19 protein-coding genes are annotated in these 22,511 nt (G+C 58.2%); 3 read left to right on the top strand and 16 right to left on the bottom strand.

What is annotated here, in order from left to right; genetic code table 11:
* Positions 1-126 precede the first annotated feature (126 nt).
* The gene (locus ACW9HW_RS19775; RefSeq protein WP_457401393.1) at positions 127-354 is read left to right on the top strand and encodes a YheU family protein; all 228 of its coding nucleotides are present in this window, start codon (positions 127-129) and stop codon (positions 352-354) included.
* Here ACW9HW_RS19775 and csrA read toward each other — a convergent pair.
* The 3 genes from csrA to ACW9HW_RS19760 form a co-directional block, all read right to left on the bottom strand.
* On the bottom strand, positions 343-534 hold the full coding sequence (csrA, locus tag ACW9HW_RS19770; RefSeq protein WP_095196466.1) for a carbon storage regulator CsrA: 192 nt from the start codon (positions 532-534) through the stop codon (positions 343-345). The genes ACW9HW_RS19775 and csrA overlap by 12 nt on opposite strands.
* 153 nt (positions 535-687) lie before the next feature.
* Positions 688-1,020 carry a YnfA family protein gene (locus ACW9HW_RS19765; protein ID WP_457401391.1) on the bottom strand — a complete coding sequence of 111 codons (333 nt, stop codon included), beginning with the start codon at positions 1,018-1,020 and terminating at the stop codon, positions 688-690.
* 64 nt (positions 1,021-1,084) lie between these two features.
* Entirely contained in the window at positions 1,085-1,900 is an 816-nt protein-coding gene (locus ACW9HW_RS19760; protein WP_457401389.1) for an SDR family oxidoreductase, read from the bottom strand.
* A 280-nt stretch (positions 1,901-2,180) separates the two neighbouring features.
* Here ACW9HW_RS19760 and ACW9HW_RS19755 point away from each other — a divergent pair, with 280 nt between their 5' ends.
* Positions 2,181-2,339, top strand: coding sequence for a DUF3309 family protein (locus ACW9HW_RS19755; RefSeq protein ID WP_170948722.1), 159 nt, complete (start codon positions 2,181-2,183; stop codon positions 2,337-2,339).
* Positions 2,340-2,413: 74 nt separating this feature from the next.
* On the opposite strand, the gene ACW9HW_RS19750 is transcribed toward ACW9HW_RS19755, so the two are convergent.
* The 12 genes from ACW9HW_RS19750 to ACW9HW_RS19695 all read right to left on the bottom strand — a co-directional run bounded on the left by ACW9HW_RS19750 (position 2,414) and on the right by ACW9HW_RS19695 (position 18,014).
* Positions 2,414-3,775: a DUF1552 domain-containing protein gene (locus ACW9HW_RS19750; RefSeq protein ID WP_457401387.1), complete on the bottom strand. Its 1,362-nt coding sequence runs from the start codon at positions 3,773-3,775 to the stop codon at positions 2,414-2,416.
* A gap of 2 nt (positions 3,776-3,777) precedes the next feature.
* The gene (locus ACW9HW_RS19745) at positions 3,778-7,896 is read right to left on the bottom strand and encodes a DUF1592 domain-containing protein (protein ID WP_457401385.1); all 4,119 of its coding nucleotides are present in this window, start codon (positions 7,894-7,896) and stop codon (positions 3,778-3,780) included.
* A gap of 471 nt (positions 7,897-8,367) precedes the next feature.
* A complete protein-coding gene (locus tag ACW9HW_RS19740; protein ID WP_095196461.1) occupies positions 8,368-10,467 on the bottom strand; it encodes an LTA synthase family protein in 2,100 nt (699 codons plus the stop codon).
* A gap of 446 nt (positions 10,468-10,913) precedes the next feature.
* Positions 10,914-11,519, bottom strand: coding sequence for an START domain-containing protein (locus ACW9HW_RS19735; protein ID WP_457401383.1), 606 nt, complete (start codon positions 11,517-11,519; stop codon positions 10,914-10,916).
* 96 nt (positions 11,520-11,615) lie between these two features.
* Positions 11,616-11,870, bottom strand: a complete 255-nt coding sequence (locus ACW9HW_RS19730) for a YkgJ family cysteine cluster protein (protein WP_095196459.1) — start codon at positions 11,868-11,870, stop codon at positions 11,616-11,618.
* A 166-nt stretch (positions 11,871-12,036) separates the two neighbouring features.
* Complete coding sequence (locus ACW9HW_RS19725) at positions 12,037-12,504, bottom strand: translation initiation factor 2 (RefSeq protein WP_457401381.1); 468 nt, start codon at positions 12,502-12,504, stop codon at positions 12,037-12,039.
* A 99-nt stretch (positions 12,505-12,603) separates the two neighbouring features.
* Positions 12,604-14,043, bottom strand: coding sequence for an aminotransferase-like domain-containing protein (locus ACW9HW_RS19720; RefSeq protein WP_095196458.1), 1,440 nt, complete (start codon positions 14,041-14,043; stop codon positions 12,604-12,606).
* 211 nt (positions 14,044-14,254) lie between these two features.
* Positions 14,255-15,067 (bottom strand): OmpA family protein, encoded by an 813-nt coding sequence (locus ACW9HW_RS19715; RefSeq protein ID WP_095196457.1) that lies wholly within the window; start codon positions 15,065-15,067, stop codon positions 14,255-14,257.
* Complete coding sequence (locus ACW9HW_RS19710) at positions 15,064-15,420, bottom strand: DUF4398 domain-containing protein (protein WP_457401379.1); 357 nt, start codon at positions 15,418-15,420, stop codon at positions 15,064-15,066. Before ACW9HW_RS19710 ends, ACW9HW_RS19715 begins: the two co-directional genes overlap by 4 nt.
* A 9-nt stretch (positions 15,421-15,429) precedes the next feature.
* Positions 15,430-16,254: a substrate-binding periplasmic protein gene (locus ACW9HW_RS19705; RefSeq protein WP_457401378.1), complete on the bottom strand. Its 825-nt coding sequence runs from the start codon at positions 16,252-16,254 to the stop codon at positions 15,430-15,432.
* A gap of 80 nt (positions 16,255-16,334) precedes the next feature.
* Positions 16,335-17,264: an electron transfer flavoprotein subunit alpha/FixB family protein gene (locus ACW9HW_RS19700; RefSeq protein WP_095196454.1), complete on the bottom strand. Its 930-nt coding sequence runs from the start codon at positions 17,262-17,264 to the stop codon at positions 16,335-16,337.
* Positions 17,265-18,014: an electron transfer flavoprotein subunit beta/FixA family protein gene (locus ACW9HW_RS19695; RefSeq protein WP_095196453.1), complete on the bottom strand. Its 750-nt coding sequence runs from the start codon at positions 18,012-18,014 to the stop codon at positions 17,265-17,267.
* A gap of 548 nt (positions 18,015-18,562) precedes the next feature.
* On the opposite strand from ACW9HW_RS19695, the gene ACW9HW_RS19690 reads away from it, so the two are divergent.
* Positions 18,563-20,227: an electron transfer flavoprotein-ubiquinone oxidoreductase gene (locus tag ACW9HW_RS19690; RefSeq protein ID WP_095196452.1), complete on the top strand. Its 1,665-nt coding sequence runs from the start codon at positions 18,563-18,565 to the stop codon at positions 20,225-20,227.
* A 125-nt stretch (positions 20,228-20,352) separates the two neighbouring features.
* Here the strand turns inward: ACW9HW_RS19690 and ACW9HW_RS19685 are convergent, their stop codons facing one another.
* Positions 20,353-21,771, bottom strand: a complete 1,419-nt coding sequence (locus ACW9HW_RS19685; protein ID WP_457401375.1) for an amino acid permease — start codon at positions 21,769-21,771, stop codon at positions 20,353-20,355.
* Between the last annotated feature and the right edge of the window lie 740 nt (positions 21,772-22,511).

The raw sequence follows: 22,511 nt of genomic DNA, 5'->3' as shown, positions 1-22,511 counted from the left end.
TGAACCGCGTACCTTGTGGGAGCGAGCCTGCTCGCGAAGGGGCCGGATCAAACAATGCAAACCCGTAGGCTAGCGGCGACCTCCCATTCGCCGTAGCATCGCGCCATTGCTTAGCCGAGGTGCCCCATGCTGATTCCCCACGACCAACTTGAAGTCGACACCCTGACCCGCCTGATCGAAGATTTCGTCACCCGTGACGGCACCGACAACGGCGATGACACGCCACTGGAAACCCGCGTCCTTCGCGTGCGCCAGGCGCTGACCAAAGGCCAGGCACTGATCGTCTTCGACCCGGAAAGCGAGCAATGCCAATTGATGCTCAAGCACAATGTGCCCAAACATCTATTCGACTGATTTTTTCTTGCGAGGCAGTTTGAGCCGGATCCGCTCGTAGATCTCGCAACGGTGCACGTTGATGTGCCGGGGAGCCTCGACGCCAAAACGCACATTGTTTCCGTTGACGGCAAGGACGCGTATGGAAATGGTGTCACCGATGGAAATCAATTCGCCCACAACGCGACTGAGTACAAGCATGGCCTTCGTCCTTCAAGGTTACCGGACCTTGAAGATGCCCGGCTCAGGGCGAGCCTTCAAGGCAACGGCGGTAATCCAGACCGAACTGACAGCCAACGGCAAACTCCCCTGACGGAAACGTCCGACGGGGCGTTTGAATGAAGGCGCAATCCGTCAGGAGGCGGAAAAGCGCGGACCGAACAGGATGACACTCGCCCCGATCACGCACAGCGCCACGCCGATCCAGTCCGAGCCCAACGGACGAATCCGCTCGACCACCGCCAGCCATCCAATCGAGGCAATGATGTAGATACCGCCGTAAGCGGCATAGGCGCGACCGGCGTAGGCCGCTTCGATGCGGGTCAGCAACAGCGCGAACAAGGTCAGGCTGAGCAACGCCGGGAGCACCCACCAGACACTCTTGCCTTGACGCAGCCACATCCAGAAGGCGAAGCAACCGGCGATTTCGAACAGCGCCGCCAGAAAAAACCACAGGTAATTGAGCATGCGCACGTCTCGCGAGGATGGCCGATGGCGGCCACCCTAGCGACGCCGACGCTTGCGGGCAAGATCAGCCGGCGGTTTGTTTGGCCTTGGCGCGCATCTTGTCGGCCATCACGGTCATTTCGTTGTACAGCAGCTGCGGGTTTTTCTGTTTGAGTGCCCAAGCCATACGGCCCTGCTCATGAGGCAGGATCATGAACTCGCCGGCAGCGACCTGTCGGTAGATATAGTCGGCAATGTCGGCAGCGCTGATGGGCGAACTTTCCAGCAACTTGCCGACCTGGGCTTTCATGGCCGGGGTCGGGCCGCGGAATGAGTCCAGCAGGTTGGTCTGGAAGAACGACGGGCAGACCACATGCACACCGACTTCCTGATGCGCCAGTTCGATCAGCAGGCTTTCGGACAACGCCACCACGCCTGCCTTGGCCACGTTGTAGTTGCTCATGGCCGGGCCTTGCATCAATGCAGCCATCGACGCGATGTTGATGATCTTGCCTTTGCTCTTTTCCAGTAATGGCAGGAAGGCCTTGCAGCCTTTGACGACGCCCATCAGGTTTATCGCGATCTGCCAGTCCCAGTCTTCCAGGGACAGTTCGCTGAAGAACCCGCCCGATGCCACGCCCGCATTGTTGACGATCACATCGATGCCGCCGAGTTTCACTTCGCAGGCCTGGGCAAAGGCTGTCAGCTGACTGTAATCGCGCACGTCGCAACGCTGGATAAAACCGTCGCCGCCGGCTTCACGTACCCACTTCAAAGTTTCCTGCAAACCAGGTTCGCTGACGTCGGACAAGGCCAATTGCCAGCCTTCACGCGCCCAGCGCAGCGCGATTTCGCGACCCAGGCCAGAGCCCGCACCAGTGATCATCATGCGATTTTGCATAGCAAACAGCCTTGTTGTTCCGGGGAAGATGCGTCGAGTGTAGCGAAGGATAATGTCCGACCCACGCTCCATCAGATTGCTGAATGGCCCGAGCAAACCCGGGAAGCGTCGCCGACAACTAATGTCACTGGAAAGGAAATAATCCCTTGTTCGAAAAACATTAAAAAAACTTGGAATTTTCTTCGATGCCCAACAGTCGGATTTTTTAAGCAGCTCGAATTAATCGCATTCCCGCTGACCACTAACGACTAGGTCATTCCTGAATTCTTACAGCAAGGAAATAGACATGGGCACAATTCTACTCATCATTCTGATCCTGTTACTGATCGGTGGTCTGCCGGTCTTCCCGCACTCCAGAAGTTGGGGTTATGGCCCGTCCGGTATCATCGGCGTAGTGTTGGTGGTGATACTGATCCTGTTGTTACTCGGCAAGATATGAACGTCTGAAAAACAAACAAAACCCGCGAAAAGACGATGCCAGTCAGTCAACCTGACTGGCATCGTCTTTGTGCTTCATACGTTAGTGAATATCCCGCTGACCGGGTCGATATTGCCGCTATACGGCACGCTGGTTCCGGCGGCCTGGGCAACGGTTGCCCAGATCCGCTGCATGTCGACGAATTTCTTGCCGATGACCGGGTTCCCCGTGTGGTGCGTATAATCGGCCTGTGACGTGATATTGAGATACCGTCCTGCACCGTCCCCGCTTTTCAATAGCCCGCATGCGCCCCCCATAAAGAGCAGCGGCATATCGATCGAGTGCTCGGGCTCTCCGTCAGCCATTTCGCTGGTGACTATGACCAGGAGACATTCGAGCAGGCTGTGGCCGGGCATGTCTGGATCCTCATGTCTGGCCAGCTCATCCATCAACAGTTTGACCTGCTTGACGTACCATTGCCGTGTTTCCCTCCAGAGGGTTTCACCCGCCCGACGGTGAGCACAATCGTGGGGATTATTGGTAGGACTGACATCAAGGATATTGAGCGACTCCGCCGAGCGCCCGATCTGTATCGTGGCGACGCGGGTAATCCCGCAACTCAAGGCGGTGGCCACCACTTTATGGTGCTCGGCCTGAGTGCGGGTGCGGTGCAAAGCCGAGCGAAAATCCAGCTCCGGGGGGTTCACAGGCTCGCACCCCACGGGTGGCCGTGCATCTTCAAGGTCCTTGATGACCTGCTCCACTGAGTCCAGATGGGTATCAAGTTTTTGCCGCTGCCCGGGGGAGAGCTTGCTTTTGATTTCCTGGATATCCGCCAGGGAGGTCTCCAGCAACTTTCCGGCCCCGGGTTCCAGTGCGCGTCGAGTTTGAGCCGGCGCCTTGAACAACGATTCTGCCATCAGCTTAGGGTCTTGATAGGGCGTGCGAATCGCATTATCACGAAACGACACATACCAGGGCGTGCCGTCAGTCCCGGCGTGCGGGCCGGAAAACAGGCTGCGATGCGACGGCTCATTACCCGGCAGCGCTTGCCCCAGCAGAACGTCAATAGACGATTTGCTCCGTGCGTCATCACGCAGTATGAAGTTCCAGTTGTCATGGCCCGAGTTTCCCGGCCCCGACTTAATCCCGCGCACGTACAACGATTGGCTGCGATAAGCCTCCAGCTCCTTACTGACGTCTTTCAAGGTAAAAACCGTGGTATCCATCCCCTGTGCTTCGGGATGCCACAATCCGAGCCCATCACCAAATGCACCGCCTCGATAGGAGTCCGTTGCCAACCCATCGGGGGGTATCACAAACAGGGCCTTCAACTTGGGTTGCTGCGTTTGCCCCGCCAACGCCATGCGCGCCAACCCGAATTGGGTCAAGGGACCATAGACACCTGCTGCAGCCAGGCCCGCGAGAAAACGCCGACGACTTTTCAAAATGCCCATGATCAATGCCTCTCGGTCTTGTAAATGAACGCCTTGGAAGTCCCCAGGTTCCGCAGCATCTCTGTCAGTGAACCTGAGGCTTTCAAGCCATCGGCAATCGTCTTCACGGTACCCGAGGTCGATGCATCCGATTTGTTGCCGAACACGAACCGGAAATAACTCTCGGCCATGCAGAACTGGGATGCGGGATGCCGTGGAATAATGTTGGCGATACCGCGAACGTCATTGATGTGCTCGGTGCCCGTCGAACTCAAGAAGGGACCGGAGGCCTTGATCGGCAACATCTGTGGATATTGCTCATAGTTGTAGGCTTTTTCCTGGGTACGATAACGACCGGCCGCATCGTAGTGTTCCATCGCGGAGCCGGTGTCATTCATGAATTGGTGACATTGCCAGCAGCGCCCTCCTGACGCTTGCTCACCGTTGATCAAATCCCAGCGCTCACGGGTGGTATAGGGCCGATCCGGAAAAACAGGACCTACAGGATCGGGCTCCACCGGGGCGCCGAACTCACGGCAGAACAACTGCTCGCGAATCATGATTCCGCGCTTGACCAATGAGGTGGCCTCGAAGTCCGACGTGGCCGTCTGTGTCCGCCCCAGATGCAACAGCCCTCCCCGTTTTTCGTCCACCGCGACCTTTTGCATCGTGCTGCCCGTCACACCGCTGATACCATAATGCTCAGCCAGCGCCTTATTCAGATAGGTGTAACCGGGGTTGAACAACTCATTCAGGGTGCCTGAACTCAACATCATGTTTTTGCTCAGCAGATACTGCTCCTGCGCCATGAGCTCAATCATTGACTTGGTGAGTCCCGGTTTTTCCTGAACACCGCGAATGGTTTTGACGTAATAGCTGATAAAGCGATTGAACTGCTCGATGCCGCGATCCGTTTGCATCATTCGCTCAATCTCCGCGGAGATCTGTTGTGAGGTCTGCAATTCGTTGCGTTGCGCCTTGCCCAACAGTTCAACATCCGGTGTAGTGCCCAGGAAGCCGAAAGAGAGTGCGGTCGCGACTTCGAACGGCGTTAGTTGGTACACATCGCTTGCCATGGCTGTCGCCGTCCCCAGCTCCGAGCGATAGAGAAAATGCGGCGACATCAAGAACGCGGTAATCAGGGCGGACGCCCCCTCCTCGTCGAGCAGTGTCTGGTAACGCAAACGCTCCGCGTCAGTCACGGGTCGACGGAACAGCTGATAGCCCAGGGAGGTCACCAGATCGGTCCCGACCCGGGAGATGGCCAGTGCCTTCAATCGTGCTGGTGGAACCTCATCGGCCACCGCCAAGGCCACGTCGTACAATGCTTTGACGTCCTCTGGCTGCAGAACGCCCAAATCCGCTTCACCCGGGTATTTAAAGTGTTTTTCGGATTTGTCGGCCGGCAGCTTATCGGGATTGATGTTCACACCCAGGATGTCCCTGACGCTGGCGGTGTATTCACTGGGTGTGAGCAATCGCAACTGCCGTGCGCCATAGGATTCGCCCTGATCCAGGTAAGGTTTCCAGACGTTGTCGAACAAGTGATCGCTGATCTGGGTCGCACAGGTTTTATCGCAATGCCCAGATACCGGCATGGTCTGGATGTGACTGACCAGCGCGTCCCGCCCCGCCACGCTCCAGAGCAAGGCCTTGCTCGCACTGTCGAAATACTCGACCGAGTGACATTTTGTACAGGCGCCCGCCAGGACCGACTCGCCGAGGTTCTCGACATGTTGGTAGGCCATGGCTGGAAGCTGCCGGTCCTCGCTGGACTCATCAATCACCACCCGCTCCAGCTCCGGTACAGGTTTCTCTTTTGAGTAAAACGGGTAGATGACTGTGTAGTTGCCATAGTCAAATTTCTGCAGGGTACTGCCGCCCCACGGAACGGATATGACCTTTGGTTCAGCGTTGCTCTTCGCCGCGTTGACCAGGCTGATGCGCCATTGAGGATCGGAGACCGAAGCAGGTTTTGGGGGGGCCTTGATCGTCACTTCGACCTCAAGTTTGACCGGCCGCTCGCGGTAACTCAGGTTGATGGTCTTTTTCTGACTGGTTTCCGATAGCGTGACGGAGGTGTTGCGCACCACGGGAATGTAGTTTTCCACATCATTGAGTCGCAACTTATAATCGCCGTACGCAAGCCCATTGAGAACCAGCGCCGCCGCAGTGTCTCCCGGGAACCATGAAACCTGCACAAGCCGGCTATTGCCATCGGGGGCAATCAGGTAACCGCTGATCATCTTGTTTTCCAGGCCGGGTGGTGGAAGCATCGGGCGTATCGTCAATTGAGTCGGCGGCAGCCCCGTCGCGTCATACCGCACGCGATAAATTGCCCCTGCGACGTCGTCACTGATCAGCAGACTGCCATCGGCCAATTGAAGAAACTCGACGGGGCGGCCTATGCACGAGTTGTCCAGGCAATAGACATCAAAATTATTCGGATCCTGCACAAAGTCATTGATCAGCGGGATCTGGTTGACCACTCGTGAACCCTGAATGGTCAGCATCTGGATATCCATGCCCGGGCGGACGGTGGAGCCCGCACCGTGCATCGCGACCAGCAAACGCTGGGTACCGGGGGTGGTCGGATAACCGCTCCAGAACTTGACACCGAGCGGTGCAGTGTTGGTCCCCGATTCAAAAGCGGCTGCTACATAATCAACCGGATTGATTTGATCAAGCGGCTTGTCAGAAACAATGGCGCCAGGCACCAGCGGTGGCTGGATCACACCCGGATTCTGGTATTCCTCAGGGGTGAAACCAGGGATGCTCTTGCCAAACAGGTAAGGCACACCGAAATGCACCCCGCGACCACTGATTACGTTGACTTCATCAGGATTGGGGAAGCCCTGGCGATTGTTGTCACTGAACAATATTTTGCCGTCGCTGGGATTCCAGTCGAAGCCAACTGAATTGCGTACGCCCTTGGCCAGAATCTCGGACTCGCCGGTTTCCAGGGAGTAACGCAAGATCGTCCCGTAACGCTTGTCGGCGGGGATCATGCACAGGTTGCAGGGAATACCGACCGCCGTATAAAGCCAGTTGTCCGACGGATCGAGCGAGTTGAAACGCAAGGGGTGTTTCTGGTGCCAGATGCGAGTGTTCGAACCCGACGCCAAGGGGGGCAAGGGAAACACCTTGTCATCTGCCGGAAAGTTGAAAACCCGCTCGGGTTTCGGATCCTTGTAATGGTCGTCCGCGTCACGCAAGCGATACAGGCCACCCGTGGTCGAGTAATACAGATCGCCATCGCGATACGCCACGCCATGGGGTTCTTCCAGACCGCTGGCGATCACGTAAATCCCCGTCGGCTTGCCCGCTCCATCCAGTGGCAACGCGTAGATCATGTCGGCGATTTTTCCGTCATAGACGTACGACGGGATCGCGCTGGAACCGACATACAACACGTTCTTGCCCATGGCCATCTGCCGGGGCTGGATAAGTCCCTGGGCAAACAGCTCGATTTTTACCCCCGGCAAACCACTGAGCTTGTTCACGTCCACCGGCGGCCGATACTTCACCGTCACCGCTTGTTCTTCTCCCTGCGCCTCCTTGAACGAGACAATGCGCGGGGTGTTCAGCGGGATGTAGCCATCAGCGCTGTTCATCACCAGTTGATAGTCGCAAGCTTTCAGATTATCGAGGTGGATCGTTTCGTTGGCCGTCGCGCTGATCGCAATCTCCTCGGCCTTGCAGCGCAAGGTACCGGTGACTATCTGATCAGCACGCGCAACACCGGGCACCGCCGGTTTCAGGGGTGCCTTGCCGCTGAGGGTGGCAAAACTCAAGGTCAGGCGATTGCCTTCGAAGCCGTCGCATTCACCGAGTTCTTTCCATGCATCCTTCCACGGACCGCCGGCAACCAATGGCTCATAGACCGGCAGCTTGCACCACTGCCAACTGCCGACGCCAAGTGGTGCCTCTTCATCTTTCCAGCATTCAAACTGCTGGCCGGCATGCTGAACCTGTTGCCCCTGCTCATAGAGCGCGCCCTTTTCATAATCGGGCGCGGTACAGGACTGAGGTGAGGGCGTTGGCTCTGAAGTTCTGGCGAACATCACCAGAGCGATCACAGCGGCGAGCGCCACCAGCCCCACGAGCCACAGCAAACGATTCACACCGACAGACTTAGTCATGAAGCAAGCCTCACTCGTCAGCCAAGTGTTTCAACCCGTCGGACAAATCTGCTGATTCAGCGTCCCGCGGTGAACCACCTGAACCGAAGTGGCCGGCCAGAAAGAGCCAATGCCAACTCCGATGTTTCTATTGGAATGTCTTCCAACGCGGTTCCACTGCATGACCAAGACATGGCCCGAAAGCCATAGAGACAGGAACAGATCGACACTCATCCTTGCCACACTGCCCGCTATCAACGTCGCTGTTGCAAACGTCGGCTCAGGCGGCGCAAGCACCTGTATAAAACGCCCATCCCCCAGGGCTGTCTACTGTCAAAGTTGACAGGTACAAGCCTTGATTTGCCAAACACCAAGTCCCTCAAAGGCATAAAAAAATCCGATGCCCGGACAGGCATCGGATTCAGTTTTACTGCTTTTGACGGTCAGGCGCAGAGGCTTGACTGATCGGTATCAGCCCCCGAGGGGCCTGTCTCAGTCCGGCTTGCCATCGATGACACCGGCGGTATTATCGATCAGGCTTTTGGTCGCCGTCTGCAGGAACGCTTCCAGTCTGGTTTTCATCTCGGCGGTGCCCGGTGCATCCGGTACGACTTCGGCGTGCGGCTTGGCGCCCAGTTCGTAGCGATACATCTTCGGCGCCATGTCCTTGTCCCTTGGCAGCACCAGAATCTGGTCAACCGTCACGATGGCCGTGGTCTGCTCGCTGCCCGATGGCTTGATCACGCCAAAACCGGTATCGCCCTCAGGCAGGTTGAGCAGGTCGCGCCCCCAGCACTGATGGCGCACTTCCCCACCGATCCGGCCCATGATGGTCGGCACGATGTCGACTTGCGTGCCGACCGTGTGGTCAAGCTTGCCGAACTTTTCCTGGATGCCCGGTGCGATCATCAGCATCGGCACATTGAAACGGCCCAGGTCCATTTCGGTGATCTGACGCTCGTTGCCGAAACCGTGGTCGCCGACAACGACAAACAGGGTTTCCTTGAAGTACGGCTCCTTGCGAGCCTTCTCGAAGAACTGACCCAGCGCCCAATCCGCGTAACGCATGGCGGTCAAATGTTCGTTCAGACTGCCGCGATCGGTTACACGCTCGACCGGCAATGGTGTCGGCAAGGCGTATGGGGTGTGGTTGGACAGGGTTTGCAGCAAGGCATAGAACGGTTTCTTGTCCTTGCCGTCGCGGGCCTTCAGTTCTTCCAGGCCACGGTCGAACATGTCCTGGTCGGACACGCCCCAGGTCGGGTCGGAGAACACCGGATTGACGAAGTCGTTACGCCCGATGAAGTTGGTCATGCCCTGGTTGCTGAAGAAACCCGACTGGTTATCCCAGGCGAAGTCGCCGTTGTAGACGTATACATCGTCGTAGTCACGGGCGCTGAGCAACTGCGGCAGGCCAGACAACTTGTGGCTACCTTCCGGCGTCTGCATCAGGTATTCGAAACCCGGCAGGTTCGGGAAGCACGCCATGGTGGCGAACATGCCCTGGTGGGTGTGGGTACCGTTGGAGAAGAAGCGGTCGAACAGCAGGCCTTCCTGCGACAGCTTGTCGAGGTAGGGCGTGATGTTGCCCGGTGCGCCCAGTGCGCCCACCGAGTGACCGGCCATGCTTTCCATCAGGATCACGACAACGTTCTTGATCGGCAAGGTCTTGTCGGCCGGTGGCAGGTAGTCGCGACGCACCGCGGCGGTCTCGCCATCCACCAGTTTGTCGTCCTTCATCACCAGCATGTCGCGCACGGTCTGCTGTGCCATCGGTTGTGGCAACCTGGCTTTCCAGATGTTGTCGCGGTCTTCGGAGACCCGGCTCTTCGCCGCCTCCACAAGGGACAGCGTACCGTTGAGGCCCAGTTGGTTGGCGAAGTTGGAGTCGGTGGTGTAGACGTCCCCCCAACGCATCGGCGGGCCCTGGCGCAAGGTGCCACGGGCCGCGACCACGCAGATCAGCAGGCAAACCACGAACACCGTGATACGTGCGTACCAGGGCGCGACCTGGCGTGTGCTGATGCTGCCGCCACTGAACGGACCACGGGGACGGGTGGCACGGTCGGCGCCCTTGAACGCCAGGCTGAGGATCCAGGTGCCTACGGCCCAGGCCAACAGGTAGCGAACCACCGGAAAACCGTACCAGAGCATGCTCATCACGGTTTTCGGGTCTTCCTTCACATACTGGAAGACCAGACCGTTGAGGCGCTGGTGGAATTCACGGTAGAAGTCCATCTCCATCAGGCCCAGGAACAGCGCGATGCTGGAGGCCACCGTCAGCCACAGACGGAAGAACCCGCGCGCCGCCATGGCCCGGGCACTGAACAGCGCCAGGATCAGCGGAATGCTGAGGTAGACCACCAGACGCAGGTCGAAACGCAGGCCGTTGGCGAACGCCTCGATAAAGGTCGAGGCTGGAGTATCGAGGATCATTTCACGGTTGTAGACCAGCAGCGCGAGGCGCAGTGCTGAAAACATCACCATCATGACCAGAGCGCACAACAGCGTGTAGGCCAGATGCGATTTGACGGTCGGTTGCAGCAGGCGACTCGAGGCTCGCTGCTGACTCAGGGCGTCCGGGATTGCCATGTCGTATTAGGACCCATTGGAAGTTGAAGTTTCAAAAAAACAGCTGCGCCCTGCCCTCTGTTGGCCAGTACTCGACCCCGGGGTTTGCGCGGTGCGCAAATGGTGCACGATCAACCGCGGCATTGCCATTGATTAGTGTCCGGCATGTCGGCGCGCGCGAATTGTCTTGGAGTGTTTGTGAAAATTTTGTGCAACGTATATTCGGAAACAAATTAAAGGCTGTGGTTGGGTGGCGACCTGGGCTTTTGATGGTGTGCCTATCCGCGGTTGCCTTGTGGGAGCGAGCCTGCTCGCGAAAAAAGCCCGGACACCGCGCTCGCTCAGACAGGGCGCGTTATCGTTGACGTCCTTCGCGAGCAGGCTCGCTCCCACAGGGCAATGAGCAGGCACGGAACCATTAGTGGTCGTTACCGCAGAACCGGATAGGCCCCCGCTCAAATCAAAACTTACTTCTCAGCCCGAGCCTTGAGCGCTTTCAAGGTATTGAACGGCGCATCCACCACAAACTTGTTGGCCACCATCGACGGCACGCTGCCACCCGGCTCGGTGTGCACCTGATAGGTCACTTCAACCTGATCGCCCTTCGGAACGAACTTCCAGAAGCCATCGACCTTGGCGACCCGCACAAAACCTTTTTCTTCAGGCAGATACTTGGGCACGCCTTCGAGCTTGCGGGTCAGGCTGCCGTCGGCGCCTTCGAGGGTGGTGATATGCAGCACCGAATCACGCGGGGTGACCGGCCATGGGGTATTGAACTGGGTATAGGTCCAGCTCTGATCACCTTCGTGCTTGAGCAACTTCTGGGTCTTGCATTCATGAATCCAGGCACAGGCGCCCGACACGTCATCCTGCAATGCACGCAGTTTGGCGACGGTGGTTTTCATCAGGGTGACGCCCTGGTAAGCCTTGTAATCGGAACCGGCCACCTCACTCAGGGACACCTTGATGCCGTCTTCATTCTTGGCGACCTTCCAGTCTTCAGCCTGGGCGACCGAGGTAGCCAATACAGCCGACAACCCACACAGAACAGCCATACGATGCAGCGAACCCATAGTTTTATTCCTTATTGTTGAAGTTCCGTTCGTTCGGCTCGCACCTGCGATCACCTCCAGGTTTTTCGCAGGTGATCGCAGGTGCGAACCCACACATCACGCGGCCGTCATTTGCTCCCACCAGCCAAGCAGCCGGATCGCTTCTTCGCTGCTGCTTCCGCACACCTCAGGGTCGGCGTCGAATGCCGAACACACCGCAGGACGTTCCGGTTGGCCGAAAATGTTGCACAGGTTATCGGCAGACAGTTGCAGGCAACGTTCCCCGGCGGCTTTGCCATTGGGCATACCGGGAATGGGTGAACTGATGGATGGGGCAATGCAACAGGCGCCACAGCCTTCACGGCATTTCATGACGACGAGCTCCTCGCGACGGGCAATGTGTTAAAGGACGGGGCACAGAGTAACCGCTAAAACAGTTGTTTTAAATTACCGGACCGTGGGTTTTTCCCTGTTGGAGGTATGTGACTGACCAGTCTCCGACAAAGCGTCTGTCCGGCGGGTTACAAACGGACTGGATTCAGCGCTTGAACTCGAACTCCAGCGCCGCGCCTTCCACTTCCCGGCGCTCTTCATTGCGCAGTTGCAACTGCATTTCGTTGCTGATCAAGCGACCGTTGAGCTGGAACTGGCTGCTTTTGTCACCGAACATTTGCGGCAACACCGGTTCGCGCTTCGGCAATGGCACGGTACCGACCGGTTTCAATTCCTCGACCATGTCCTCAGGCAGGCTCAGATCCAGGTCGGCTGAAGGAAGTTGGGTCTTCACCACCTCACTGGCCGGCTTAGACTTGGCGGCAATCGGTGGGCGCTTTTTTACCGCAGCCACTTTCTTTTTGACCGGTGCAGTTTTTTTTGCGGGCGTAGTTTTTTTCGAAGGCGTGCCAGCCGCCGGTTTCTCCTGAGCCGAAGCGGCCATAACGGATACCGGCTGAGCACTGACTAACAGGCAGATCAACAACCAGGCGGCACTACGAATCAGTTTCATGGACCCAACGGCGCACATCGCGCAAACGACAGAGGGGACATATGCTCGCCTGTTGCAGGCGCCGTGACAAGCGCCGACAACAAGAACCCGCCCGCCCCGTCAAAAGCCGCTGGCCGTCTCCTGGCAAAGTTGGGTGGCCAGCATGCCCAAGGTCATCAACGCGCGTTCTGCCTCACGGTTCCAGGGGATGCCACAGTTCAGTCGAATACAGTGATTGAACTGCTCGGTGTTACTGAAAATCAGCCCCGGCGCGATACTGATGCCCTGCTGCAACGCACGCACGTGCAGTTCCTGGGTGTTGACCCGTCCCGGCAGGCTCACCCACAGAATGAAACCGCCGGTCGGCCGGGTCATTTGCGTGCCTTCGGGGAAATATTGCTGCACTGCCAACTGGAAGGCGCTGAGGTTCTTGCGGTATTCCTGACGGATGTAACGCAAATGCCGGTCGTAACCACCATTCTCCAGATACGCAGCAATGCCCATCTGCGTGACGCTGCAGGCCGAATGGGTGCTGAAGGTCTGCAAGCGCTGGATTTCCTGCTGATACTTGCCGGCGATCATCCAGCCGATCCGCACGCCCGGCGACAGGGTTTTGGAAAAACTCGAGCAATAGATCACCCGGTCCAGCCGGTCATAGGCCTTGAGCGCCTTGGTGCGCCCCTGCTCGAACATCAGCTCACCGTAGATGTCGTCCTCGACCACCTGAATATCGAAATCCGACGCCAGGCGCAGCAGCTGTTTCTGCCGCTCTTCCGGCATGGTGCCGCCCAATGGATTGCTCAGGCGTGTGGTCAGCACCAGCGCCTTGATCGACCACTGGTTGGCCGCCAGTTGCAGGGCTTCGAGACTCATGCCGGTGGACGGATCGCTGGGAATCTCGATGACCTTGAGCCCCAACAGATCGGCCAGCTGCAGCAGACCGTAGTAGGTCGGTGATTCGGCAGCGATCAGATCGCCCGGTCGGGTCAGCACGCGCAGGGACATCTGTAAGGCGTCGACACAGCCATGGGTTATGACCACTTCCGACGGATCGACCACCACGCCGGCATCGCGCATGCGGATCGCCACCTGTCGGCGCAGCGGCTCGAAACCGGGGCTGAACATATAGCTGAAGGCACGGGGGCTATGGAAACGGGTGACCTTGGCCAGTTGCTGATGCAGGGCCCGTACCGGCAGATAATCGACGCTCGGCACTGCGGCCCCCAACGGGAATACACCTTCGCGGCGGGACTCGACCAATACCTGCTGGATGATGCTGCTGCGGGTGACCAGCCCCGGGCGCTCGACCCGGGCGATGTCCGGCGTCGGCGCGGTCAGGGCCGGCGTCTGGTGCACGTAGTAACCCGACTGCGGCCGGGCGCGGATCAACCCCTGATCTTCAAGGTTGGCATAGGCCTGTAATACGGTGGCATGGCTGACATTGAGCTGCGAGCTCATCTTGCGCACCGAAGGCACGCGCTCCCCCGGCTGATAGACACCTCGGCGGATGTCTTCGGCCAGTTGCTGAGCAATACGTTGGTACAGCAAGAGATTGGTCATGACGCAGCACTCGATTTCACAGGCATTTTATTCTTGTCGGAAACGATACCGGAACAGTTTAGAAGTGTACTGGGACAGTTGCCACAATAGTCGACCATACAGTGCAGTGTCAGCAAGATCTGTACTGCTTTTTTCGGAAAGCATGGGTATTTGCAGGCGTAAAAAAACCCGGCGCTGACTTGGCAGGCCGGGTTTTCCAGTGACGCAACCCTTAGCGAGCGGCGCCGAGCTGGCCTTTTTCGTCCGAGAACACAATTTCCACCCGACGGTTCTGCGCCCGGCCGCGCTCGGAAGCGTTGGCATCCACCGGGTACTCATCGCCGTAACCTTCGACCTTGATGCGCTTGTCGTCGATGCCCAGGTCCATCAGCACATCCGCCACCGATTGCGCACGGTCACGGGACAGCTTGAGGTTTTCCTGTTTGCCGCCAGTACTGTCGGCATAACCTTCGATACGCACCACACGCTTGGGGTTGAGCTGCAGGAACTGCACGATCTTCAACACCACGCGGTTGGCCGAGTTTTTCAGCTCCGCTTCACCGGTGTCGAACAGCACGTCGCCCAGGGTCATCACCAGACCACGGTCGGTCTGGGTGGTGGCCAACGCCACAATCTGTTCTTCGAGCCATTTGCCCTGTTGCTGCACGCTGAGCAGCTTGGACTCACGCAAGGCCAGTTGCAGGCGCTGCCGCTCCAGTTCGAGCTTCGCGGCGCGCTCTTCGTTGAGCACCTGATTGGTGTGCTCCCGAGCAATTTCGCTGTAGCGCTGGCTCAGGTAAGCGTAATGCGCCACGTCGGACCCACTGCCCCAATAGCTGGACAAACGGTCGGCGCGCGCCAGGGACTCGCCGGCGCGAATCACATCCTTCGGCGCGATTCGCAACACGTTGGAATCTTCCTTGACCTTCTGGAAGTCGGCACCGGCCTGCTGCAAGGCCGCTTCGCTGTGCTGACCCGCGCAGCCGTAAAGGCTCACGCAACCTGCCAGGATCAAGCCACCGATAACTTTCGACCCGAGGCTCATTGGGCATCTCCCAATTGCTTGCGCAGGCGGGCGATGCGGGTGTTGAGCACGTCCAATTGTGCCTCGCTCTTGAGGGTCAGGACCCGGGCTTCAGCCAGACGCGCATCCAGCTCGGCCTGCTCGGCCCGCATGCGTGCGTTCCTGAAGGATTGGTCGTTCATGCTGCCCTTGGCACGGTTGAACTTGTCTTCGGCCAGTTTCATTTCCGGTACTTCATCGGCCGTGGCGCCAACGGCCTTGGCTTGCTCAAGTGCCTGCTCGGTCAGGCGAATTTGTTCATTCGGCGCCGGATCGGCTGCACAACCCACCAGAGCCAGAACGGCCAGGGCAGCGAAAAGAGGTCGAATACTCACTAAAAATCCCTACTGTTTTGGGGTACTGACAGATTGTTTCTGCTGCGCATTCCAACGTTCGATATTGCGCTGCAGCACGGCCTCGGTCAGTCCGGACGCGGGCAATTCTGTCATCTTTTTGGCCAGCTGTCCGCGCAACCACGGATCGTTGCAGGCCGAGTTATGGGAAACCGCCAGATACAGTCCCGGCTTGTCGACCGGTTGCGCGCGCGCGATCAGGTCATTGGCCATACCCAGGGTCTGCGCCATTGCCATGCCCGAGTAGCGTCCGGCGAGGACAAATTCCACCTCACCCAAAAGCAATTTCTGAAAGGCCTGGGTCAGGTTGGCCGTACGGGACAGGGTCAATTGCTGCTCGGCGAAAGTGCCGAATGCCGAGGTCATTCGAGACTTTTCCGACAAAGCCCCGGTATGACCATGCAGGTCCTGCACGTCGTTGTAGACCAGTGGCGAATCCTTGCGGGTCCAGACCAGGTAATCGTTCTCCAGCAACGGCGGATGAATGTAGTCCAGGGATTGCATCTCGCTGACCATCAACGGTGCATCGGCCAGCATGTCCATGCGGCCGCTGCGTACTTCGTCCAGGGCCTGAGAGCGTTTGCCGGCATAAAGCAGTTCGACCTTGATGCCCAACTCCGCCGCCACGTGCTGCAACAGATCGGCACTGGCGCCAACCAGCTGCTTGGGGTTTTGCGGGTCTTGCCACAAGTACGGTGGCGCATCCGGGCTGCCGGTGACCACCAGGCGCTCGCACTTGCCCGCCGCGACGGCCAGTCCCGGCAGCAACGCCAACCCCGCAAGCATTGACCAGCCAGATACGCGATGCAGATCCATGGCGACAATCTCCCAATCAAATCCGGAACAAAAAAAAGCCCGACCAAAAGGTCGGGCTCTTTATAAGTGAAGCAGCCGGATTAGACCAGCTTCTCCAGCTCAGGGATGGCTTCAAACAGGTCCGCCACCAGGCCGTAATCGGCCACCTGGAAGATCGGCGCTTCTTCGTCCTTGTTGATCGCTACGATCACTTTGGAGTCTTTCATGCCGGCCAGGTGCTGGATCGCGCCGGAGATACCGACGGCGATGTACAGCTGTGGCGCAACGATCTTGCCGGTCTGGCCGACCTGCATGTCGTTGGGTACGAAACCTGCGTCGACCGCGGCGCGCGAAGCACCGACGGCAGCGCCCAGCTTGTCGGCCAGGGCGTACAGGTGCTTGAAGTTGTCGCCGTTCTGCATGCCGCGCCCGCCGGAAACGACGATCTTGGCAGCGGTCAATTCCGGACGATCAGATTTGGCAAGCTCTTCGCCGACGAAGCTGGAAGTACCCGCATCGTGAGCAGCAGCAACGGCTTCAACGGCAGCAGAACCACCTTCAGCTGCAACCGGGTCGAAACCGGTGGCACGCACGGTGATCACTTTGACCGCTGCGTTCGATTGAACGGTAGCGATGGCGTTACCGGCATAGATCGGACGCTTGAAGGTGTCAGCGCTTTCTACCGAGATGATCTCGGAGATCTGGTCAACGTCCAGCTGCGCGGCAACGCGTGGCAGGATGTTTTTGCCGTTGGACGTGGCGGCAGCCAGGATGTGGCTGTAGCCCTTGCCCAGCTCGGCAACCAGTGGCGCAACGTTTTCCGGCAGCTGATGCGCGTAAGCGGCATTGTCAGCGGACAGGACCTTGCTCACGCCAGCGACTTTCGCAGCGGCTTCAGCCACGGCGCCAGCGCCCTGGCCTGCAACCAGAACGTGGATGTCGCCGCCGATTTTGGCAGCGGCAGCCACGGTGTTCAGCGTGGCCGGGGCCAGCACTTTGTTGTCGTGTTCAGCAATAACCAAGATAGTCATTTAGATTACCTTCGCTTCGTTTTTCAGTTTCTCGACCAGTTCAGCCACCGACTTGACCTTGATACCCGCGCTGCGTGCAGCAGGCGCTTCGACTTTCACGGTCTTGTTGGTGGAGGCGGTGGAAACGCCCAAAGCGTCCGGAGTCAGCACTTCGAGAGGCTTCTTCTTGGCTTTCATGATGTTTGGCAGGGACGCATAACGCGGCTCGTTCAAACGCAGGTCGGTGGTGACGATGGCCGGCAGTTTCAGGGAAACCGTCTGTGCGCCGCCGTCGATTTCGCGAGTCACGGCAACCTTGTCGCCGCTGATTTCGACTTTCGAAGCAAACGTGCCCTGACCGTAACCGCTCAATGCAGCAAGCATCTGGCCAGTCTGGTTGTTGTCGCTGTCGATGGCTTGCTTGCCAAGGATCACCAGCTGAGGCTGTTCCTTGTCGACAACAGCTTTCAACAGTTTGGCAACGGCCAGGGAAGTCAGATCTTCGGCGGATTCGACGAGGATGGCGCGGTCGGCACCCAGAGCCAGCGCGGTGCGCAGTTGCTCTTGGGCGGTGGACGGGCCGACGGAGACGACGACGATTTCAGTCGCAACACCTTTCTCTTTCAGGCGTACGGCTTCTTCCACTGCGATTTCGCAGAACGGGTTCATCGACATCTTGACGTTGGCAAGATCGACGCCGGAATTGTCCGCCTTGACGCGGACCTTGACGTTGTAATCCACAACGCGTTTGACAGCTACAAGAACCTTCATGGATTCCTCGTTACTCTCCGGTGAAAAGAAAGTCGCCTAGGCGAACCTGGCGGTTGATGCTCATGGGGCGCAAGGGCACCTCTAAAAACGCCGGCATTCATGTCAAGTGACCATCGCTCACGATGTTCATGACCGTTCGTCAGTGGTGACCGACAAGTCATTCAATATCGCGGCGTGTAAACTGCGCGGCTAACCTGAACTGCGCATCACCTTGTACTGCCATCGCCCTGTCTTTAGAGGTGCTCTTGAAACCAACATTCAGCCTACGGCGAGCGCAAAACCGCCCGTATCTTGACCGGAACACCTATTCCGGTCAATACGGCAAAATAGCCGTTCATAACCCGCGTGACTTTGATTTCTCTGGCTTTGAGCCAATTCAAACAAACGTTTGTATTGGACCCTGAGAGTGGTGTAGATATAATGCGCCACCCAAAGAGAAAGGTGGTTGATCGATTGTCCGCTCCCCACGTTGCGCTGGGATTCATGGATGCGACACCAAACCTTAAAAATTAGAAAAAAACTGTTGAGCCTTGAGTAGGAGATAGCCTGTGGAACGCGAATACATGGAATTCGACGTGGTCATCGTCGGTGCCGGCCCCGCTGGCCTGTCCGCCGCCTGCCGTTTGAAGCAGAAGGCCGCCGAAGCCGGTAAGGAAATCAGCGTCTGCGTGGTTGAAAAAGGCTCCGAAGTCGGTGCTCACATCCTGTCCGGTGCCGTGTTCGAACCACGGGCCCTGAACGAATTGTTCCCGGACTGGAAAGAACTTGGCGCGCCGCTGAACACCCCGGTCACCCGCGATGACATCTTCGTGCTGAAAAACGCCGAAAGCGCGCAGAAAATTCCGGACTTCTTTGTGCCCAAGACCATGCACAACGAAGGCAACTACATCATCTCCCTGGGCAACCTGTGCCGCTGGCTGGCCCAGCAGGCCGAGAACCTGGGCGTGGAAATCTACCCCGGCTTCGCGGCTCAGGAAGCACTGTTCGACGAGAACGGCGTGGTTCGCGGGATCATCACCGGAGACCTGGGCGTTGACCGCGAAGGTCAGCCGAAAGAAGGCCTGTACACCCCGGGCATGGAGCTGCGTGGCAAATACACGCTGTTCGCCGAAGGTTGCCGCGGCCACATTGGCAAGCAGCTGATCAAGCGCTTCAACCTCGACAATGAATCCGACGTGCAGCACTACGGCATCGGCCTGAAGGAAATCTGGGAAGTCGATCCGGCCAAGCACCAGCCTGGCCTGGTGGTCCACACCGCCGGTTGGCCGATGGACATCATGGGCACCGAAAACACCGGTGGCTCGTTCCTCTATCACCTGGAAAACAACCAGGTCGTGGTCGGCCTGATCGTCGACCTGTCCTACAGCAACACCTTCCTGTCGCCGTTCGACGAGTTCCAGCGCCTCAAGCATCACCCGGTACTCAAGCAGTACCTGGAAGGCGGCAAGCGCATCAGCTACGGCGCCCGCGCCATCTGCAAGGGCGGCCTGAACTCGCTGCCGAAAATGGTCTTCAAGGGCGGCGCGCTGATCGGTTGCGATCTCGGCACCCTGAACTTCGCCAAGATCAAGGGCAGCCACACCGCGATGAAGTCGGGCATGCTCGCTGCCGAATCCGTGGCTGACGCGCTGTTCGCCGACAAGGACGGCACCGAAGAACTGACCACCTACGTCGATGCGTTCAAGAAGAGCTGGCTGCACGACGAACTGTTCGCCAGCCGCAACTTCGGCCCGGCGATCCACAAGTTCGGCGCCATCGTCGGCGGCGGTTTCAACTGGCTCGACCAGAACATCTTCGGCGGCAAACTGCCGTTCACCCTGCACGACACCAAGCCGGATTACGCTTGCCTGAAACTGGCGGCCGACTGCAAGAAGATCGACTACCCGAAACCGGATGGCAAAATCAGTTTCGACAAGCTCAGCTCGGTGTTCATCTCCGGCACCAACCACGAAGAAGAGCAGCCGTGCCACCTGAAGCTGGCCGACGCGAGCATCCCGATCAGCAAGAACCTGCCGCTCTACGACGAACCTGCCCAGCGCTACTGCCCGGCCGGCGTGTATGAAGTGGTGACCAAGGAAGACGGCGAGAAGCGCTTCCAGATCAACGCCCAGAACTGTGTTCACTGCAAGACCTGCGACATCAAGGACCCTGCACAGAACATTACCTGGGTGGCACCGGAAGGCGCTGGCGGCCCGACTTACCCGAACATGTAAGCCAAACGCCTGAACAAAAAATGCCCCGACCTGTCGGGGCATTTGCATTTCTGAAGCCTGAAAAACAGAACGCCCATAAAAAATGCCCGTATCTCGCGATACGGGCATTTTCTTTTACTGACGGCTTATCGGGTTGCAGAACCCACTACAGCAGAACCTGCATCACGACGTTTGTTCTTGATGCCGTAGCAGATCCACATGAACACGACCCACACCGGAATCGCGTACACCGAGACCTGAATCCCCGGAATCAAGAGCATCACGCCCAGAATGAACACCACGAACGCCAGGCAGATGTAGTTCCCGTACGGGTACCACAAAGCCTTGAACAACGGCGTCTGCCGGGTCTTGTTCATGTGCTGGCGGAACTTGAAGTGCGAGTAACTGATCATTGCCCAGTTGATCACCAGGGTGGCCACAACCAAGGACATCAGCAGTTCCAGCGCACTGTGCGGGATCAGGTAGTTCAGCAGTACCGCAATCAGCGTCACCGCGGCCGAAGCCAGGATTGAGCGCACCGGCACGCCGCGCTTGTCGATCTTCGCCAGCGCCTTCGGTGCATCGCCCTGCTCGGCCATGCCCAGCAACATGCGGCTGTTGCAATAGGTACCACTGTTGTACACCGACAACGCTGCGGTCAGGACCACGAAGTTGAGGATGTGCGCGGCAGTGTTGCTGCCGAGCATCGAGAACACCTGGACGAACGGGCTGCCGCTGTAGGAATCGCCGGACGCATTCAACGTCGCCAGCAGGCTGTCCCATGGGGTCAGGGAAAGCAGGATAACCAACGCACCGATGTAGAAAATCAGGATCCGGTAGATCACCTGGTTAATGGCTTTCGGGATCACGGTTTTCGGCTTGTCGGCTTCCGCTGCGGTGAAACCGAGCATTTCCAGGCCGCCGAAGGAGAACATGATGATCGCCATGGCCATCACCAGGCCACTGACACCGTTCGGAAAGAAACCACCATGGGACCACAGGTTGGTCACCGACGCTTCCGGGCCGCCGTGACCGCTGACCAGCAGGTAGCTGCCCAGGCCGATCATGCCGACAATCGCCACGACCTTGATGATCGCGAACCAGAACTCGGCCTCGCCAAAGACTTTGACGTTAGCCAGGTTGATCACGTTGATCAGCACGAAGAAGGCAGCGGCCGAGGCCCAGGTCGGGATCTCCGGTGCCCAGTAGTGAATGTATTTACCGACGGCGGTCAGCTCCGACATACCCACCAGAATGTACAGGATCCAGCAGTTCCAGCCCGACAGGAAGCCGGCAAAGCCGCCCCAGTATTTATGCGCAAAGTGACTGAAGGAACCGGCAACCGGCTCTTCGACGATCATTTCGCCCAGTTGGCGCATGATCATGAAGGCAATGAAGCCGCAGATGGCGTACCCGAGGATCATCGACGGACCGGCGGACTTCAGTACCCCGGCCGAGCCGAGGAACAAACCGGTACCGATCGCGCCACCGAGGGCGATCAGTTGAATGTGGCGATTTTTCAGGCCGCGTTTCAGCTCGCCTGAATGCGAGTTTTGTCCACTCATGAAAAGGGTCTCACGCAAGGTTTGATGATGTTCTGTAGGCGTTGCTGCTTGGAAAAGACGTTAAGCGGCACCGATCAAACCCCAGCGCAGGCACCAGGAGTTCAGCGTATTTACAACGGTCATGCGTCACCTGTTTGTTTTTATCTGTGACGAAATCGAACCCGACACGCTCGTGACGTGGCGGAGTGAACAAGGCGGATAGCCTTGAGGTTTGCGCAGATGCGCAGGAGGTCACAGGTAAAACGCGGCGCATTGTACACCGCCAACCCCCTGCTGCCAGACACCACGGATCAGTGAGTCGTTTGCCGGGATTGCCTGTGTCCGCCCCGAGAGGCTCGGGCGGCTGCAAAAAGGGAGTCAGGCCTTTGCGGGCCATTGACGGGATCGGTAAGAAAACCGGCCCACGCTGAGAACTGGAAACGGATTGCGGCGTTCATTGCGCCTCCTTTTTGTTATGCACCTGCACGACAGGCATGGCGCGCATGACACCTTGCCGGGGCGGGGGAAACAAGCGGGTTAGAGCGCTGCAACTGCATCGATGGATGACATAGGCGGAAGAATTTTCTTACAGCCTTGGCAAGATGACGATTTCACAGGGGCAATCCATGGAATTCGTAAGTGTTTCTTTACAGGGCGTAACGCTGGTTTTCCGATCTGGACATGGTGGTGCTACCGCTGACGCCTTCGCGAGCAGGCTCGCTCCCACACGGGTATGCGTTCTTTCAAAGAGACACCCCCCC

The organism is Pseudomonas sp. SDO5532_S415, assembly GCF_054071155.1.
This window is presented reverse-complemented; position numbering and strand designations above follow the sequence as displayed.

What these genes read in the sequence shown, in the direction of transcription:
- ACW9HW_RS19740 (WP_095196461.1), bottom strand. Translation starts at nt 10,467, where the DNA reads ATGGCAATCCCGGACGCCCTGAGTCAGCAGCGAGCCTCGAGTCGCCTG.
- csrA (WP_095196466.1), bottom strand. Translation starts at nt 534, where the DNA reads ATGCTTGTACTCAGTCGCGTTGTGGGCGAATTGATTTCCATCGGTGAC.
- ACW9HW_RS19765 (WP_457401391.1), bottom strand. Translation starts at nt 1,020, where the DNA reads ATGCTCAATTACCTGTGGTTTTTTCTGGCGGCGCTGTTCGAAATCGCC.
- ACW9HW_RS19695 (WP_095196453.1), bottom strand. Translation starts at nt 18,014, where the DNA reads ATGAAGGTTCTTGTAGCTGTCAAACGCGTTGTGGATTACAACGTCAAG.
- ACW9HW_RS19745 (WP_457401385.1), bottom strand. Translation starts at nt 7,896, where the DNA reads ATGACTAAGTCTGTCGGTGTGAATCGTTTGCTGTGGCTCGTGGGGCTG.
- ACW9HW_RS19685 (WP_457401375.1), bottom strand. Translation starts at nt 21,771, where the DNA reads ATGAGTGGACAAAACTCGCATTCAGGCGAGCTGAAACGCGGCCTGAAA.
- ACW9HW_RS19715 (WP_095196457.1), bottom strand. Translation starts at nt 15,067, where the DNA reads ATGAGCCTCGGGTCGAAAGTTATCGGTGGCTTGATCCTGGCAGGTTGC.
- ACW9HW_RS19730 (WP_095196459.1), bottom strand. Translation starts at nt 11,870, where the DNA reads ATGAAATGCCGTGAAGGCTGTGGCGCCTGTTGCATTGCCCCATCCATC.
- ACW9HW_RS19750 (WP_457401387.1), bottom strand. Translation starts at nt 3,775, where the DNA reads ATGGGCATTTTGAAAAGTCGTCGGCGTTTTCTCGCGGGCCTGGCTGCA.
- ACW9HW_RS19705 (WP_457401378.1), bottom strand. Translation starts at nt 16,254, where the DNA reads ATGGATCTGCATCGCGTATCTGGCTGGTCAATGCTTGCGGGGTTGGCG.
- ACW9HW_RS19700 (WP_095196454.1), bottom strand. Translation starts at nt 17,264, where the DNA reads ATGACTATCTTGGTTATTGCTGAACACGACAACAAAGTGCTGGCCCCG.
- ACW9HW_RS19725 (WP_457401381.1), bottom strand. Translation starts at nt 12,504, where the DNA reads ATGAAACTGATTCGTAGTGCCGCCTGGTTGTTGATCTGCCTGTTAGTC.
- ACW9HW_RS19760 (WP_457401389.1), bottom strand. Translation starts at nt 1,900, where the DNA reads ATGCAAAATCGCATGATGATCACTGGTGCGGGCTCTGGCCTGGGTCGC.
- ACW9HW_RS19775 (WP_457401393.1), top strand. Translation starts at nt 127, where the DNA reads ATGCTGATTCCCCACGACCAACTTGAAGTCGACACCCTGACCCGCCTG.
- ACW9HW_RS19720 (WP_095196458.1), bottom strand. Translation starts at nt 14,043, where the DNA reads ATGACCAATCTCTTGCTGTACCAACGTATTGCTCAGCAACTGGCCGAA.
- ACW9HW_RS19735 (WP_457401383.1), bottom strand. Translation starts at nt 11,519, where the DNA reads ATGGGTTCGCTGCATCGTATGGCTGTTCTGTGTGGGTTGTCGGCTGTA.